Below are 16,493 nucleotides of genomic sequence, written 5' to 3'. Positions count from 1 at the left end.
CTCCCTTGCATTTTCTCTCATTTTTTGCCAAAATAGAGGGGTAGAAAGAAGGTAGCATATGTCTAAATTACAACAAATCGTAACATATCTTGAATCAGAAAAACTAGACGTCGCTGTCGTATCTGACCCCGTCACAATCAATTACCTCACTGGCTTTTACAGTGATCCCCATGAACGCCAAATGTTCCTTTTTGTCCTAGCAGATCAGGAACCTCTCCTCTTTGTCCCAGCCCTTGAGGTTGAGCGTGCAAGCAGCACTGTTTCCTTCCCAGTTGTGGGCTATGTGGATTCTGAAAATCCATGGCAAAAAATGAAACATGCTCTTCCACAACTTGACTTCAAACGTGTCGCTGTTGAGTTTGATAATCTCATCTTGACCAAATATCATGGCTTGAAGACTGTCTTTGAAACTTCCGAGTTTGAAAACTTGACTCCATTGATCCAACGTATGCGCTTGATTAAATCAGCAGACGAAGTGCAAAAGATGATGGTTGCGGGTGTTTACGCCGACAAGTCTGTTAAAGTTGGTTTTGACAATATCTCTCTTGATAATACGGAAACTGATATCATTGCGCAGATTGACTTTGCTATGAAACGCGAAGGCTACGAAATGAGCTTTGATACCATGGTCTTGACTGGTGATAATGCTGCGAATCCGCATGGTATCCCTGGAGCTAACAAGGTTGAAAACAATGCCCTTCTCCTCTTTGACCTCGGTGTGATGGTGAATGGTTATGCATCAGATATGACTCGTACAGTCGCTGTTGGTAAACCTGACCAGTTCAAGAAAGATATTTACAACTTGACTCTGGAAGCCCAACAAGCTGCCCTTGACTTTATCAAACCTGGTGTGACGGCTCATGAAGTAGACCGCGCAGCTCGTGAAGTGATTGAAAAAGCTGGCTACGGTGAGTACTTCAACCACCGTCTCGGTCATGGTATCGGTATGGATGTACACGAGTTCCCATCCATCATGGAAGGAAACGACATGGTTATCGAAGAAGGCATGTGCTTCTCAGTTGAGCCTGGTATCTACATCCCTGGTAAAGTCGGTGTCCGCATTGAGGACTGCGGTGTTGTTACCAAAGATGGCTTCGACCTCTTTACAAGTACTAGCAAAGATTTGCTTTATTTTGATTAAAAAGTATATTATAAAAAATAAGATGGAAAAGTTATTCTTTTCCATCTTATTTTTTGATTTGATAATAAATTTTATCAGCTATATAACCTTTTCGTTCAACTGCATTTGGAATTGTCTTCCAAAAAGTCATACCTGCTTTTTCCATGACACGCCCAGATGCAGGATTTAGACTTGCATAGCAAGCATCTACCTGGTCAAAACCAATCTCATCTAGACAGAATGATAAAACAGCTTTCAAGGCTTCTGTCATGATCCCTCGTCCCCAGTAATCCATACCTAAGATATATCCAATCTCACAGCTAGATTTTTCTTCATCCATACTGACCAGACTAATATCTCCAATGACATATTCTGGATTTTCTTTGAAACTAATGGCCCATTTGTAGTAATTTGGATTGTCATAGGATGCTACCCAAGTTCTTATTGAGTTCTTTGTAAAATCAACATTTGGATGAGGATCCCAAGTAACATAGGTTAGATTATCTAGACTAGAAGCCCAATTTTCAAACATGGCTTGAGCATCAGTTTCACAAAAGCGTCGCAATAGCAACCGTTCAGTATGTAATGTCTTTGTACCTATGGATTTCATAATTCAACCTCGCTTTTCTATTTTCAGGCTCGGGCTAAAAAAGTCCCCCGGACTTTTTTACTCCCAAAACGTATCAAACACAGTAATTGGTAGGTGGCGTTTGTGTTGGCCTTTATACCACCATTTTTCAATGGTTGCTTGGGCTTCTGGGCTTACTTGTTTACCTTCGAGGTAATCATCAATTTCATTGTAAGTAACTCCCAAGGCTACTTCATCTGCAATACCTGGTTTTTCTTCTTCCAAATCTGCCGTTGGAACTTTTTCATAGAGGGCTGGATCAGCTCCAAGCTCCTTCAAAAGTTGTTTTCCTTGGCGTTTATTGAGGCGATAAAGTGGGAGAATATCTGCACCACCGTCACCAAATTTAGTAAAGAAACCTGTGATATTTTCCGCAGCATGGTCTGTCCCGATAACAGCTCCGCTATGAGCACCTGCAAGAGCATATTGGGCAATCATACGACTACGAGCCTTGATATTTCCTTTGTTAAAATCGGAAACAGGACTGCCTGTTGCTTCTACTGCTACTGTCATAGCATCAGCAGACTCCTTGATATTAACGACCAAACTCACATCTGGCTGAATAAATGCTAGGGCTTTTTGAGCATCATCCTCGTCAGCTTGCACTCCATAAGGGAGGCGAACAGCGATAAATTTATAACTATCATCACCTGTTTCTGCTCGCATTTCTTCCATGGCTAATTGTGCCAAGCGTCCTGCTAAGGTCGAGTCTTGACCTCCAGAAATTCCTAAGACAAATGTCTTTAAAAAAGGATGTTTTTTCAAGTATCTTTTCAAAAAGTCAATCGAACGACGGATTTCTTCCTGGGCATCAATCACTGGTTTTACACCTAGTTGCTGGATAATGTCCTCTTGCAAACTCATTCTTCTTCTCCTTCACCTAGAGCTTCCTTACGCATTTTATCAATCAAGTCCATCTTGTCTTGCCATACATCACGAGCCAAGTCGACAGGGTAATGTTGTGGATTTAGTACACGTTTGTATTCATCCCAAAGCTTATCAAATTCCTTACGAGCATAGGTTTGAATTTCAGGCAGACTTGGCAAGTCATAAACCAGTTTACCTTCCTTGAAAATGTCTACCAAGAGAGGAACAGCATCAAAATTACGGACGGTTTTCTTGATGTAAGTATAGGTTGGATGGAACATTTTGATTTCAGTCATGCTAGCAACATCGACACCGTCATAGGTAATGTAGTCACCTTCTGACTTGCCTTTTTCACGACTGGTGATACGCCAAACTTGTTTCTTACCTGGTGTTGAAACTTTCTCTGCATTGTTAGAAAGTTTAATGGTATTGCGCATGTGACCATTCTCGTCTTCAATGGCAACAACCTTGTAGACTGCTCCAAGTGCTGGTTGGTCATAAGCAGTGATGAGCTTCGTTCCTACACCCCAGACATCAATCTTAGCTTTTTGCATTTTGAGGTTAAGGATGGTATTTTCATCTAGGTCATTTGATGCATAAATCTTAGCATCCGTAAATCCTGCCTCGTCCAGTTGTTGACGAACTTTTTTAGAAATATAGGCGATATCTCCAGAGTCAATACGAACACCAAGGAAGTTAATCTTATCACCAAGTTCACGCGCAACCTGAATCGCTGCTGGAACACCGATCCGAAGAGTATCGTAGGTATCTACTAGGAATACACAGTTTTTGTGCGTTGAGGCATAAGCCTTGAAAGCCTGATAATCATTGCCATAGACTTGTACCAAGGCGTGAGCGTGAGTCCCTAGTACAGGAATTCCAAAGAGCTTACCAGCACGTACATTACTAGTCCCATTGGCACCACCAATGACAGCGGCGCGCGTTCCCCAGATAGCTGCATCCATTTCTTGAGCACGACGTGTACCGAACTCCATCAAAGGCTCATCTTCAATGACTGAACGAATACGAGCAGCCTTAGTCGCAATCAAGGTTTGAAAGTTGACGATGTTCAAGAGAGCTGTTTCAACCAATTGACACTGAGCCAAAGGACCTTCCACTTGAACAATCGGTTCATTGGCAAATACCAAATCCCCTTCTTGAGCAGAACGTACAGTCAATTCCAACTTGAGATGACGGAGATATTCCAAGAAGGCGCCATGATAGCCAAGTGATTCCAAATAAGCAATATCGCTATCTGAGAAACGCAAGTTTTCAAGGTATTTCACAATTCGTTCCAAACCTGCAAATACAGCATAACCGTTTTTAAAAGGTTGTTGGCGGAAATAAACTTCAAAAACCGCTTTCTTGTTATGAATCCCTTGGTCGAAGTAAACCTGCATCATGTTAATCTGATACAAATCTGTGTGCAATGTTAAACTGTCATCTTGGTACATATACTGTCCTTCTTCCTTATTTGCAAAAAGATGAAAATCTTTCTTCTTTTCTCATAAATTAGTACTATTATATCACATTTTAGCTGGATTGAGAAAAGAGTAACAAGCTATTCTCCACTCTCCAGTTCATCCATGTCTTGCTCAAATTTTTTCTGAGCCCATTCGCCATAGCTCTTCAGACCTAGATTGCCAATAAAAACCCAAGGAAGGTAAATAACATAAGTAATTGCCCAAGCAGACAAGTATTTAACGTTCAGAGGATTGTGCTGATAAATTTCGATATTGAATTGATAATTCTGCAACATCAAAAGAGTCGTAATAGCGAGAGTTACCAGCAAACACCCTATAATTGTAAAATGAAAACGACTATAGTAGTTCACACCCAAATCTCGAGCACGGCCGAAAAAGTAAGAAGTTCCAATAATGATAATGATGAGAATCATTCTCGGATTAAAAAGACTTGGTGCTAATACTGTAATCATATAAGATAAAAGCAAGAAAGCTATAGAGATATAGAAACTTTCAGCCCCCGCTTTATTCATCAGTTGCTCTTCTCTTTCATCTAATAATTGGTAATAATAAAATCTATTTTTCATCTTCTTCCTCCCAAAATAATTGGTCTAGAGTTTTGCCTAAGCATCTGCAAATAGACTGGCAAAGCGAAAGCGAGGGATTGTATTTCCCAGCTTCTATCAAGCCGATAGTCTGCCTAGTGACACCCACAGCTTCTGCCAAATCACCCTGTGTCATATCTCGCTCTACTCGAGCGAGTTTTAATTTTAAATTCTTAGCCACTTCTTACCTCCTCCTTAATTTTAAAAGTCGCGATTCTTTCTAAGTTCATTATATCATATATTTTACATTATGCAATATATATCTTTCATTTTGTGCGATTTTTTTAACAAAAAATCTCTACCACCTATATGATAGAGACTTTTATGTTTATTCAAATCTTGGTAAAATATCTACGATATCGCTTCTGTGTTTTACTTGATAGGCTTTGATACCTAAACTTTCAGCCATCTTAGTGTTGTCTGCTATATCATCAAGAAAGACACAATTTGCTGGGTCCAACTGATATTTATGGAGGATTTCTTCAAACATTTTTCGATCAGGTTTGATGACCTTGATATCACAGGAAAGGACGAAACCATCTAAGATTCCATTTAAAGGAGATAGTTGGTCTTTCAATAATTCATAAAAAACTGGTGATGTATTTGACAAAACAAAAATACGATGACCTTTTTCCTTTAAACGTGCAAGCAGCGGAAAGACTTCCATGTAAATATCGATATAGGCTGGCCAATTCCAAATGACTTCTTCAACCTTTTTCTGATAGCAATCCCCTATCATAGAAAGAACCTTATCAACCAATTCTTCTCGAGTCAAGGTCCCCAGGTCCAATCTTTCCCAGAGCCCCGACTGAAAAATAGCCTTGTCTAAAATCAGATAATCTTTCTGAGTTTTAGCTACAGATTTCAAAATCTTATCCTTATTCCATTCCAGTAGAACATTACCCATATCTAGTATGATATCCATTAACCCACCTCCATTATGATGTGTCGATTTCTTCGATCGTTCATTTTCCATTTACAACTCTTTTTGATAATAGTGCCTTTGTCCAGTATAGGGATAGTCTTTTAAAGTAAAGACTTCCTTGTAACCATGCTTTTTATAAAAGGCTGGCGCTTGAAATTGATACGTATTCACAAAAGCAAAGCGACAGTTTCGATTCTTAGCTTCAGTTTCTGCTTGCTGCAATAGTTGGGAGCCGATTCCTTGTCCTCGCAAGTCTTCTTTCACAAATAAATACTCAATTTCTAACCAATTTCCAAAGGTCTCTGCTACTAAACCGGCCATGAGTTCACCGCTATCATCTTCGACATAAATATTAAGAGGCTCACTTTCAGCTTTTTCTCTTTTTGAACGATTATAGGAGCGAATCAAATTCCCTATCTCCTGTGCTTTCTGAGACTCTGTATTCTCCAATATAATGTGCATCAAAACCTCCTCAAAGACACTTACGCCTTGATTATATTCCTATTTTGAAGAACTGTCAAACTAAAAAACTCACCAACCTAAGTTGATGAGAGTAAAACTTATTTTCTAAATTTCCATTGGCTATAAATACCAAATGCGACAATCCAGATAGCTGAACCGATTGCTCCTACAAATGTAGAGTCTTGTAAAAAGAGTGTTCCAAATACAAAGATAAAGAAGAGCATGGTCAGAGGATTTAGCAAGCGGTATTGAGGCATGAGATAGCCATTTGCCATGAAGTCTTTAGACTTGCGATACTTGAGATGGGCTACCATGATCAAGATGTAGATGGCGATATAAACACCTGATGAAGAAGCCGTAATCAAAGCAAAGGCATCTGATACGCCAGGAAGTACATTGATGAAGGCTGCAAAACCAATCAATACGGCAGAAGCAATGATTGCATTCTGAGGAACGTTGTGACGTGAGAGCGTGTCTGCCTTAATAGCTTTCAAGAAACGATTTGGTGAATCATGGGCAATTTGGTACAAGTGACGACCTGTTGAGTAAAGAGTTGAATTCAAGGCTGACGCTGCTGAAGTCAAAACTACAAAGTTAATCAAGGCTGCTGCCCACTTAAGACCAACAAGTTCAAACACTGTCACAAATGGTGAATCTGCTGCAGAAAGTTCACGCCAAGGAATAATAGACATGATGGCTAAGAGAGCTCCACCGTAGAAAAAGATAATTCGCAAAGGAATTTCCTTAACCGCCTTAGGCAATACTTTCCGAGGATCCTTAGTTTCAGATGTGGTTACACCAATAAATTCAATCATCAGATAAGCAAAAAATACCATTTGAAAAGCCATGACAAAGTTCACAACTCCATTTGGGAAAAGAGAGAAATGATCGGTAATATTTGTTATGCTCGCAGATCCATGAGGTGTTTCAAAGCCTGTCAATACCATAAATACCCCTGTGGCAATCATGGCAAGAATAGCCACAATTTTAATCATGGCAAACCAAAATTCTACTTCACCAAATATTTTAACAGCAATCAAGTTCACCAAGCCAAGTATTGTCAGAAATACAACCTGAATCAACCAAGATGGCCATGATGGAAACCAAAATTGAACATAGTGAGAGATAGCCGTAATCTCGGCCATTCCGATAAATACTACTGAAAGCCAGTATGACCAGACTGAGAAGTAACCCCAACCCTGACCTAGATAACGCGTAATAAAGTTGATAAAGGTATGTTGCTCCGGATCTTGGTACAACATTTCCCCAATAGCACGCATCATAAGATACATAAAGCCACCCGTGATCATATAGACTAGAACAATGGAAGGTCCTGTTAAACTAATAGAGCGACCAGCTCCTAGAAACAGTCCAGTCCCAATTGTTCCCGCAATGGCCATGACTTGAACATGGCGATTTGTTAACCCACGTTCCATTTTATTTTTCTTTTTGTGCTTATTTTCTGAACTCATATAGTCTCCTCTAGTTTTTAGAATTAAGAAAAGGAGTGATGGGAAGCGCTTTCCCTACATCTACTCCTTCTTTTCATTCCTATTAAACTGTTTTTTCTACTTTTAAGATTTTAACATCGTAGCTTCCTACAGGTGTTTCAATCGTAGCAGTATCACCTGTTTTCTTACCAATCAAGGCTTGCCCAATTGGGCTTTCATTTGATACTTTACCTGCAAAGGCATCTGCACCCGCTGATCCCACGATGATATATACTTCTTCGTCGTCTTCACCAATTTCTTGGATAGTGACTGTTTTCCCGATAGCAACTTCATCTTGAGCAACCGCATCGCTATTGACAATCTCAGCATAACGGATTTTTGTTTCCAAGCTAGAGATTTGTCCTTCAACGAAGGCTTGCTCGTCCTTAGCTGCTTCATACTCACTATTTTCTGACAAGTCACCGTATGAACGCGCAATCTTGATGCGTTCTACAACTTCTGGACGACGAACTAGTTTCAACTCTTCTAATTCTTTTTCGAGTTTTTCCTTTTCTTCAAGGGTCATCGGATATGTTTTTTCTGCCATTTTTCTCAACTTTCTTTTGATTAAATTTATATTTCTTTAGGTAGTAAAGCAAAATTATGTGGTAAACCACATAATTTTACAATGAAGACAAAGTCTTTTTAAAGCTTTCCTTGAATGATTTTAGTCAGTATCGACCTTTTAAAATCTGTGCCTAAACCGAATGATTCTATCACTTCTAGACTCAGGTTCAAATAAGAGGTAGGTGTTTTACTTTCGTAATTTCCGAACGCCTAAAACTTGTGAATTTCAGGCGTTTCTAATCATAGCGGAAAGACTGGTGTGACTTGCTATTCCCGTAAAAAGATAGTTTCTCTTCTACATTCACGGATTTAATCGCAAATCTTGTTCTAAGAGTTAGTTTGAACTGCTTGATTGTGTCAGTTTACTGTTGACATGCTCTGCAACGTTTCGATCATGTTCTTCTCGTGTCGTTGCAAAGTAAACCTTACCATCTTGTACGTTGGCTACAAAGTAGAGATAGTCGCTCTTAGTTTGATTGATACTTGCTTCAATTGCATCCAGACTTGGACTGTCTACTGGGCCAGGCATTAAGCCAAGGTTCGTATAATCATTATACGGTGAATTGATTGTTGTATCAATTGCTGCATCATCTGCCAAGCTAATATTTTGTCCTAGCTTACCTTCTGCATAGAGAATAGCAATGTTACTTTGAAGTGGCATACCAAGGTTCAAACGATTATAGAAGACTCCAGCGATCAGTTTGCGATCGTCAGTTTTCAATCCTTCTTTTTCCACAAGTGATGCGATGGTGAGGAGTTCATTCACTGTCAAGTTCTTTTCTTTGATTGCAGTGTAATGTGCTGACAAGTTTTTGTCCATAGTTGCCACCATTTCATCAATCAAGCTTTCAATAGTTGTGCTTTCTTTGATAGCATAAGTTGCTGGGAATAGGTACCCTTCTAAACGATAACGAACACCACTTTCTTTAGTTGGTAGACTTCCGAGAAGGGTTGGGTACTTAGCAACTAATTGAGAGATGAAGGTTTCATCTTGCACTTTTGCCAAGAAGGCATCAGCAGTCAAAGGTTCTTTAAAGTCTCCTTGAAGCTGACCAACTGTTTGTGCGATTTGATCAAGGGTATATCCTTCAGGGATTGTAAGATTTGCAAGTGCAACTTCTTGAGGTTGAGGCGTTCCACCCTTTTGCAATTCTTTGATGATATCATCTGTACTCATGCTCTTCTGCAAATTATAGTAACCAGATTTCAAATCAGAATAATTTTTATACTTAGCATAAAGGCTAAAGATAAAACCGTGTTTTACCAATTCAGATTTTTCTAAAGTGTCACCAATTTGCTGGAGATTGGCCCCTTCTGGAATCTGAACCGTAACATACTGTTTTGAATTAGCATCAACCGGTTGGAGTGCAGATTCGACATAACGGTAACCAAAGAATCCACCCACACCTAGTAAAATCAATAAAACAAATACTGTTACGAAAAATCCTTTCAAGCGTGATTTTTTCTTTTTCTTGATTGGTTTCACTGATTCTTTACGACTTCTTCTAGGAAGCTCCGTTCTAGTTTCAACTGGAGCAACTGGTTCTTGACTTGGAGTTTCTTTTGCAAGAACTGTTGGTTTCAGTTGAGGTTTAATATTCTTTCGAGCAGGACTTGGTTTGGCCTGATTCGTACGATAAGAAACTGGAATCCTTGTCGAATTAGCATTGAACTCTTTCTCTTCTTGAACCGGCTGAGCAGGTACATGAGATTCAACTGGATCTACAGTAGGTACTACTGGTTCTGTAGCTACTGCGGATTCTGTAGGTGTAACTTCTGCTGGAACTACAGCTGGTTCTGCAGGTGTAACTTTTTCTGGAGCCACAGCTGGTTCTGCAGGTGTAACTTTTTCTGGAACTACAGCTGGTTCAACAGGTTCTTCTGATGACAAAGATGGACGTGGTGGAACTGTTGGAGCATTAGCAAATAGTTCATCCACTAGTGAAACTGAATCTTCCATCAAGTCTTCTACAGACGGCTCTTTCACTAGTTCATCTGTCTTTGAAAGATTACTGAAATCAGAGAAAAGCTCATCCTTACCACTCTCGGTAGCGTTAACCTCTTCTTCTCTTTTCAATCTTTCTAAGTCTCTTAAAATTTGTTCTTTAAAACTTAACTTTTCTTCTTCTCGAGAATTTTCGCTCAAAGGTATTACCTCCTTGTTGATAATCCATAATATTATATCTCAAAAACTAAAGAAAAGCAACCATAGATGCCTTTCTGATGCCTAATTCGTGTTTTCCCAGACCATATCATACCATTCTTCACCAGCAAAAGTCGACTTGGATTTTCCTTCATTCACAAAACCATGTTTCTCATAGTAGCCAATGAGATAGTCGTGGCAGGTTAGATTGATTCCCTCACGCTCATGCTCAAGAGCGAGATCTTTTAAAGCCGTCAATAATTTTCGTCCGACACCTAAAGCTTGAGCTTTCTTAGCAATGGATAGACAAGTCACAGAGATATAGCCACCTTTTTGATGGCTATAATCTTTAATGTCTTCTGTAAAGGACTGGTCTTGTAAATATCGATGAGGGACTACTGGTCCCTCAATATAGCCTAGTATTTCGCCCTCTTTTTCAGCTACTAAAAAACTGGTCTTAATTTCCTTTAGATGAGCTTCAAAGACAGATCTTGGAATAGCCTCCTCAGCAGAGAAATTTTCCAACTCAATCTCTAGGATACGATCAAGGTCTGTAAGCCTTGCTTGTCTAATAATCATCTTTCCTCCTGAAAATAGGGATTTGCCCAAAACATATGAAAATAAGTTTCACTACTAGTTGGCACATCAGCTAAACCTCGGTCAAGAAATCCATTCATCTCAAAGTAAGCCAGCAATTCATCCCTAGACAGCAAATAGAGACCTTGGCTATTTTTCTGAAAAGTATACTCCTTCATAGCTCCCAACAATAAGGTCCCAAATCCTTGTCCTTGATAATCAGGATGGACGGCGAGATCTAAAATAGTGATAAAATCATTCGTGTCAGGAATTGCTGCTTCAAGCTGCTTCCTAGAATCACTTTGAGTGAACTTAGTGAGTTCGTCACCAATGATATAACCAATGATTTCTTCATTAAGGCTAGCTAAGAGAAACGTACCCGCATGCTTGCGGATACGTTCTTCTATTATTTCTCTATTCAATATTTCTAGGGAGTTTGAAATACTTTCTTGGATCAAGCAAATCTGATTTATATCTGATTGCTGTGCTTCCCTGATTTTAATTGGAAATTCCATGATCTTCCTTACTGAACATTACTTGTCAAATTAGATAAGAGACGTTCGAATGAGTATTCATAAGTTTGGATATCGCCAGCTCCCATGAAAACATAGACAGCATTGTCATGGTCTAGGAGTGGAGAAACATTTTCAACTGTGATAACTTGATGTTTCTTGTTGATTTTATTGGCAAGGTCTTCTACCTTGACATCACCATGGTCCACCTCACGAGCAGATCCATAGATTTGTGCGAGGTAAACCGCATCAGCCTGATTCAAGGCCTGAGCAAAATCATCCAACAAGGCGATTGTACGAGTAAAAGTATGCGGTTGGAAGATAGCCACGATTTCCTTGCTTGGGTATTTTTGACGTGCAGCATCAAGAGTCGCTACGATTTCAGTTGGATGGTGAGCAAAATCATCGATGATAACAGTGTCATTGACAATCTTTTCTGTAAAGCGACGTTTCACTCCACCAAAAGTCTTCAAGTGTTCACGCACTAAATTCAAATCAAAGCCAGCAGTATAAAGCAAACCAATCACTGCTGTGGCATTCATGATATTGTGGCGACCGAAAGTTGGAATGTGGAATTGGCCCAACTCTTGACCACGGAAGTGAACGGTAAAGGTTGAACCTGTAGTAGAACGAAGCAAGTCACTTGCTACGAAGTCATTACCTTCTGCTTCAAAACCATAGTAGTAAATCGGAGCATTAGCCGTAATCTTACGCAACTCAGCATCTTCACCGTAAACGAACAAGCCTTTAGTAATTTGTTTGGCATAATCATTGAAGGCGTTGAAGACATCTTCCAAGCTTGTGAAATAGTCTGGGTGGTCAAAATCGATGTTAGTAATGATAGAGTACTCTGGATGATATGGCATGAAATGGCGCTCATACTCGTCTGATTCAAAGACAAAATACTTGGCATTTTCAGAACCACGACCTGTACCATCTCCGATCAAGTAGCTTGTATCAGTGATGTGTGACAAGACGTGAGAAAGCATCCCAGTTGTTGAAGTCTTACCGTGTGCACCAGCAACTCCCATACTGATAAAGTCACGCATAAAGCTACCAAGAAACTCATGATAACGTTTATAGCTGATACCATTTTTGTCAGCATAAGCGATTTCAACATTGTTATCTGGACGGAAGGCATTACCAGCGATAATTTCTAAATCTCCTTGAAGATTTTTTTCATCAAACGGTAAAATTGTAATCCCTGCTTGCTCTAGTCCACGTTGTGTAAAGTAGTACTTTTCAACGTCAGAACCTTGCACCTTGTGCCCCATTTGATGCAACATCAAAGCCAAGGCACTCATACCTGATCCTTTGATTCCGATAAAATGATAGGTTTTTGCCATTTTCTTCCCCTCTATTCGCTCATTCTAGTCAAGTTGAGCTCTTGTGCCACTTGACGTTCTTGTTCTTTTTGTTTACTTTTTTTGTTATAAATTTGGCTTTTCTTTAAAAAGTCATAATTGTTTTTCTTGGAATGACTTGTTTCACCATCTGAAATTGGATGTTCCACTTGAGAAACGGTTTCTGCTAAAATATAGTGAGACTGACCTAACTTCTGACTATATTTCGCAAATTCTCCTGGATTTTCCTTTTGAAAAGGTGCTGTCGGTTGATTTGCTGGACGCACATGGCTTGTCTTCGGTTGACGTCTCGTATGACTTACATCCTGAGTCAAATATCTAGCCGAGCGCTTCTTTTTCAAATCCGCGCGCGCTTCTTCACGCGCTAATTCAGCATAGGATTTTTCTTTTTTCTCAATCGGTTTTACAAGAGGTTTGACTTCCTCTTGCTTTTTGTCTTCAGTGATTGGAGACCATTCCAAGTAGTTTTTGTCTTGGTAATCACCTTTTATATTACTGATGAAATCAGACTCATCGTAGAGATTCATAACTGGCATTTCTGTCAACATGACTTCATCATCTGCCACTATTGGAAATCGTTTTTGTGTCATATTTATTTCCTTTCAATACTCCATTATAGCGTAATGTCTTGATTTTTCAAGTATAGGCTCATGAAATCCCTAAAATTTCTCGTATTTCAGCTAGACTCAGACTGCCACGAGACTCTGTTCCATCCAAGATTTCAGAAACAAGATTTTTCTTTTTCTCTTGTAATTCTTGAATCTTTTCTTCAATTGTACCTCGAGTCACAAGGCGATAAACTTCAACAGCTTGCTCTTGCCCCATACGATGGGCGCGACTGATAGCCTGCGATTCAACTGCAGGATTCCACCATAAGTCTACTAAAATGACTGTATCGGCACCAGTGAGATTGAGACCGACCCCGCCAGCCTTTAGGGAAATTAAAAATACATCGCGCTCACCTTGATTAAAGGCTTTGGTCATTTCCTGACGTTCTTGAGAAGGCGTTGAACCAGTAATTTTAAAGGATGTCAGACCTAAGTCAGGTAGCTCTTGCTCAATACGATCCAGCATGCCTCTAAATTGAGAGAAGATAAGTACACGATGTCCACCTTCAGCAATCTGAACCAGCAAATCTCTTAAACTATCCAACTTCCCACTCTCTCCTTGATAATTCTCCATAAAGAGAGCAGGCGTATCACAAATCTGACGCAGACGCATGAGACCTGTTAAAATTTCGACGCGATTCCGTTGAAATTCCGAATCACTTACCTGTCCCAAACGCTCCTGCATCTGTTGCAGTTGAGCAAGATAGATAGCTTTTTGTTGATCCTCCAGTTCATTCTTATAGACGACTTCAATCAAGTCAGGCAACTCTGTCAAAACCTCTTCTTTCTTTCGTCTCATGACAAAGGGTTTGATAAATTGAGACACCCTCTCCGTTGATAGTTTCATAAATTCTTTCTTAGCAGGTAAGAGACCTGGTAAGACAATCTGAAAAATCGACCAGAGTTCTCCCAGATGGTTTTCAATCGGTGTTCCTGATAGTGCAAAGACAGATGGAACCACAAATCGTCGTAAACTTTGAGCAATCTTCGTTTGTGCATTTTTCATCACTTGAGCTTCATCTAGAAAAAGAAAATCAAAAGATAGGTCTCGATAAATTTCACTATCTTGACGGAAAGTAGCATAGCTTGTCACATAAATCTGATGATTTTCTGCCAAAATTGACTCTCGATGAGATTTTAAGCCATGCACGACCGCGACATCCAAATCTGGAGCAAACTTTTGAAATTCATCAGCCCAGTTATAGATTAAGCCAGATGGAGCAAGGATTAGGACACTAGTATCTGCTTGAACCTGACTACTTAAAAAGGCAATGGTTTGCAAGGTTTTCCCAAGCCCCATATCATCTGCTAAAATACCGCCAAAGCTATAATGATGGAGCATCTGCAGCCACTGAATTCCCTTTTTCTGATAATCCCTGAGATCTGCTTGGATATTCAGCACTTTCATCGGAAAATCTTCTGGATGCGTCAAATCATGGGCCAGATTGCGAAATTCTTCGGTGAAAGAAATTTGATCCTGGTCCTTAAATAGATGAGATAGAGTATAAGCTAGGGATTTACGAACTCGAAAAGCTCCATCTTGTAGGTCCTCTATCCCTAATTCTTCTAAATTCTGACGGATACGCTTGGTCTGATCATCGAAATAGTAAACCTGATTCGAAGAGCTGATGTAATAATCCTGCTTCTCAACTAGCGCTTTCATCGCTCGATCGATTTCTTCTTGATCTATATTTTGAAAATCAAATTGAATTTCTAATAGGCTTCCCTTGGATGAGATGTGTACTTGAGGCTTCTGAACCTGATAAAGGTCTTGCAAACTCTCAGAAATCTTTAATTCTCCAAGCGCTGCAAAGGATGGTAATACTTCCTGAAAGAAGGCATGAACTGCATCAGATTTCAAACTTTGACGCCATGAACGAAAATCTGCTTCAAATCCAGCTGATAGGGCTAGTTGAAAAATCTCTTTCTCTAGTTGAATATCACTAGCAAATGGAAGACTCTCCAGTTCATTGCGATTCCTTACTAAGCAAGTTTCATATTGAAACTGCATATCCAAACGAATAGAACCGTCCTCTTCTCCTTCCATGTAGAACGAAGGTCGGAAAGACTGAATTTGAAACGCATCAGGGGCTTTTACCTCTCCTATGTCTTTAAACTGCGACAAGGTCGAAGCTAAAAGATCTCGATCACTAGTATCAAATTGTAAAATCTTTCTACCACTTTTATCGATAGATACTTTTTTTAATTTTTCTATAAGTCTAGCTTGTTCTTTAGACAGAAGATAAAATGTACCTTTTGTAAACAAGACTTGTCCCTTATAAAATGAATTGAGTCCTACCTGTTGGACAATTTCCATCTCATAATAGTTGGATTTTTCTTCAATTTTAAAGGTAAATAAGCCTGCTTGACCATCAAAATCTTGAAATACAAGATGAGGGTAGCTTGAAATCTGATGGTCAAATTGGAATGCATCTAAGCCCATCAGCAGACTAACACCCTGCTCAAAAAAAGACAGCGGGAAATAGAGATGACGACCTTGATTTTGGAAAAAGAGGGCATTTTCAACCTCATCTTCTACAATTCCTTGAAGGAAATTCAGAACAAATTGGCTACTTTCATCAAACTGACGAATATTCAAGGAAGTTTCATATAACTTTCCAATCATATAGGGTTTACTAGTTTCTAACACCTTCAGAAAAAGGGGGATATCTCGAATTACATAAAATTTCTGCGTCTGGATAAGACCGACTCTCAAAGTCCAAATAATGCGATTAGTCCCTGCTTCAATCTGCCCCTGAGCAGACAACTGATAGATTTCAGAAAGACTAGGAATTTGAATGGATTCTAAAAACTTTCCTCCAAAAGTAACCTGAGTTTCAACTTCTTCTTTCTGTTCGTGCACATTTTCCAGATTTCCCAAGAGTTCCTGACCAATCGGATCATTTTTCAGGTAATGCTCTAGTGCTGCCAAATGCACACAAAACCCTCTTTTTTGGAAAAAATCACAAGCACAAAAAACCAAATCATCATCCAGGCTATAGCGAATTTCTTCATCTGCTACACGCGCATAGAGACGATGGTCTTTCTCTTTGATAATTTTAATCTGACTAGTTTCGTAGAGTTGAGCTCCCTCCATTCGAAGCTTCCCTGGAATCAATTTAGCCATATGTTCCCCTTTTCTTTATCTCCTAATTATACCACA

General features: G+C 39.5%; 16 protein-coding genes. 1 reads left to right on the top strand and 15 read right to left on the bottom strand.

All coding sequences use genetic code 11. The features are described 5' to 3' along the window. Positions 1-58 precede the first annotated feature (58 nt). Positions 59-1,141 carry a M24 family metallopeptidase gene (locus tag QM406_RS01170; protein ID WP_414273172.1) on the top strand — a complete coding sequence of 361 codons (1,083 nt, stop codon included), beginning with the start codon at positions 59-61 and terminating at the stop codon, positions 1,139-1,141. 46 nt (positions 1,142-1,187) lie between these two features. Here the strand turns inward: QM406_RS01170 and QM406_RS01165 are convergent, their stop codons facing one another. From QM406_RS01165 to QM406_RS01095, 15 genes are all read right to left on the bottom strand, one after another. Continuing rightward, positions 1,188-1,730, bottom strand: a complete 543-nt coding sequence (locus tag QM406_RS01165) for a GNAT family N-acetyltransferase (RefSeq protein ID WP_414273171.1) — start codon at positions 1,728-1,730, stop codon at positions 1,188-1,190. A 57-nt stretch (positions 1,731-1,787) separates the two neighbouring features. Continuing rightward, entirely contained in the window at positions 1,788-2,612 is an 825-nt protein-coding gene (gene nadE / locus QM406_RS01160) for an ammonia-dependent NAD(+) synthetase (RefSeq protein WP_414273170.1), read from the bottom strand. Next, positions 2,609-4,069, bottom strand: a complete 1,461-nt coding sequence (locus QM406_RS01155; protein ID WP_414273169.1) for a nicotinate phosphoribosyltransferase — start codon at positions 4,067-4,069, stop codon at positions 2,609-2,611. Before QM406_RS01155 ends, nadE begins: the two co-directional genes overlap by 4 nt. A 107-nt stretch (positions 4,070-4,176) precedes the next feature. Beyond that, positions 4,177-4,665 carry a DUF6773 family protein gene (locus QM406_RS01150; protein ID WP_281334761.1) on the bottom strand — a complete coding sequence of 163 codons (489 nt, stop codon included), beginning with the start codon at positions 4,663-4,665 and terminating at the stop codon, positions 4,177-4,179. Continuing rightward, positions 4,655-4,864 carry a helix-turn-helix transcriptional regulator gene (locus QM406_RS01145; RefSeq protein WP_070837358.1) on the bottom strand — a complete coding sequence of 70 codons (210 nt, stop codon included), beginning with the start codon at positions 4,862-4,864 and terminating at the stop codon, positions 4,655-4,657. Before QM406_RS01145 ends, QM406_RS01150 begins: the two co-directional genes overlap by 11 nt. 147 nt (positions 4,865-5,011) lie before the next feature. Further along, the gene (locus QM406_RS01140) at positions 5,012-5,608 is read right to left on the bottom strand and encodes an HAD family hydrolase (protein WP_414273168.1); all 597 of its coding nucleotides are present in this window, start codon (positions 5,606-5,608) and stop codon (positions 5,012-5,014) included. 51 nt (positions 5,609-5,659) lie between these two features. Then, positions 5,660-6,070, bottom strand: coding sequence for a GNAT family N-acetyltransferase (locus QM406_RS01135; RefSeq protein ID WP_414273167.1), 411 nt, complete (start codon positions 6,068-6,070; stop codon positions 5,660-5,662). Positions 6,071-6,168: 98 nt separating this feature from the next. Beyond that, a complete protein-coding gene (locus QM406_RS01130) occupies positions 6,169-7,542 on the bottom strand; it encodes an amino acid permease (protein ID WP_414273166.1) in 1,374 nt (457 codons plus the stop codon). A gap of 82 nt (positions 7,543-7,624) precedes the next feature. Next, positions 7,625-8,107: a transcription elongation factor GreA gene (gene greA, locus QM406_RS01125; protein ID WP_000818756.1), complete on the bottom strand. Its 483-nt coding sequence runs from the start codon at positions 8,105-8,107 to the stop codon at positions 7,625-7,627. Between the two features lie 354 nt (positions 8,108-8,461). After that, on the bottom strand, positions 8,462-10,279 hold the full coding sequence (gene mltG, locus QM406_RS01120; RefSeq protein ID WP_414273223.1) for an endolytic transglycosylase MltG: 1,818 nt from the start codon (positions 10,277-10,279) through the stop codon (positions 8,462-8,464). Positions 10,280-10,354: 75 nt separating this feature from the next. Next, positions 10,355-10,849 carry an N-acetyltransferase family protein gene (locus QM406_RS01115; protein ID WP_414273165.1) on the bottom strand — a complete coding sequence of 165 codons (495 nt, stop codon included), beginning with the start codon at positions 10,847-10,849 and terminating at the stop codon, positions 10,355-10,357. Further along, positions 10,846-11,361: a GNAT family N-acetyltransferase gene (locus QM406_RS01110; protein WP_414273164.1), complete on the bottom strand. Its 516-nt coding sequence runs from the start codon at positions 11,359-11,361 to the stop codon at positions 10,846-10,848. The genes QM406_RS01115 and QM406_RS01110 overlap by 4 nt, the downstream gene beginning before the upstream one ends. 8 nt (positions 11,362-11,369) lie before the next feature. After that, complete coding sequence (murC, locus tag QM406_RS01105) at positions 11,370-12,704, bottom strand: UDP-N-acetylmuramate--L-alanine ligase (protein ID WP_049503371.1); 1,335 nt, start codon at positions 12,702-12,704, stop codon at positions 11,370-11,372. 11 nt (positions 12,705-12,715) lie between these two features. Beyond that, positions 12,716-13,312, bottom strand: coding sequence for a cystathionine gamma-synthase (locus QM406_RS01100; protein WP_414273163.1), 597 nt, complete (start codon positions 13,310-13,312; stop codon positions 12,716-12,718). Between the two features lie 58 nt (positions 13,313-13,370). Continuing rightward, positions 13,371-16,457: a DEAD/DEAH box helicase gene (locus QM406_RS01095; RefSeq protein ID WP_414273162.1), complete on the bottom strand. Its 3,087-nt coding sequence runs from the start codon at positions 16,455-16,457 to the stop codon at positions 13,371-13,373. Positions 16,458-16,493 lie beyond the last annotated feature (36 nt).

It is taken from the genome of Streptococcus infantis (assembly GCF_047465035.1).
In the GTDB taxonomy this organism is placed as follows: domain Bacteria; phylum Bacillota; class Bacilli; order Lactobacillales; family Streptococcaceae; genus Streptococcus; species Streptococcus infantis_T.
This window is presented reverse-complemented; position numbering and strand designations above follow the sequence as displayed.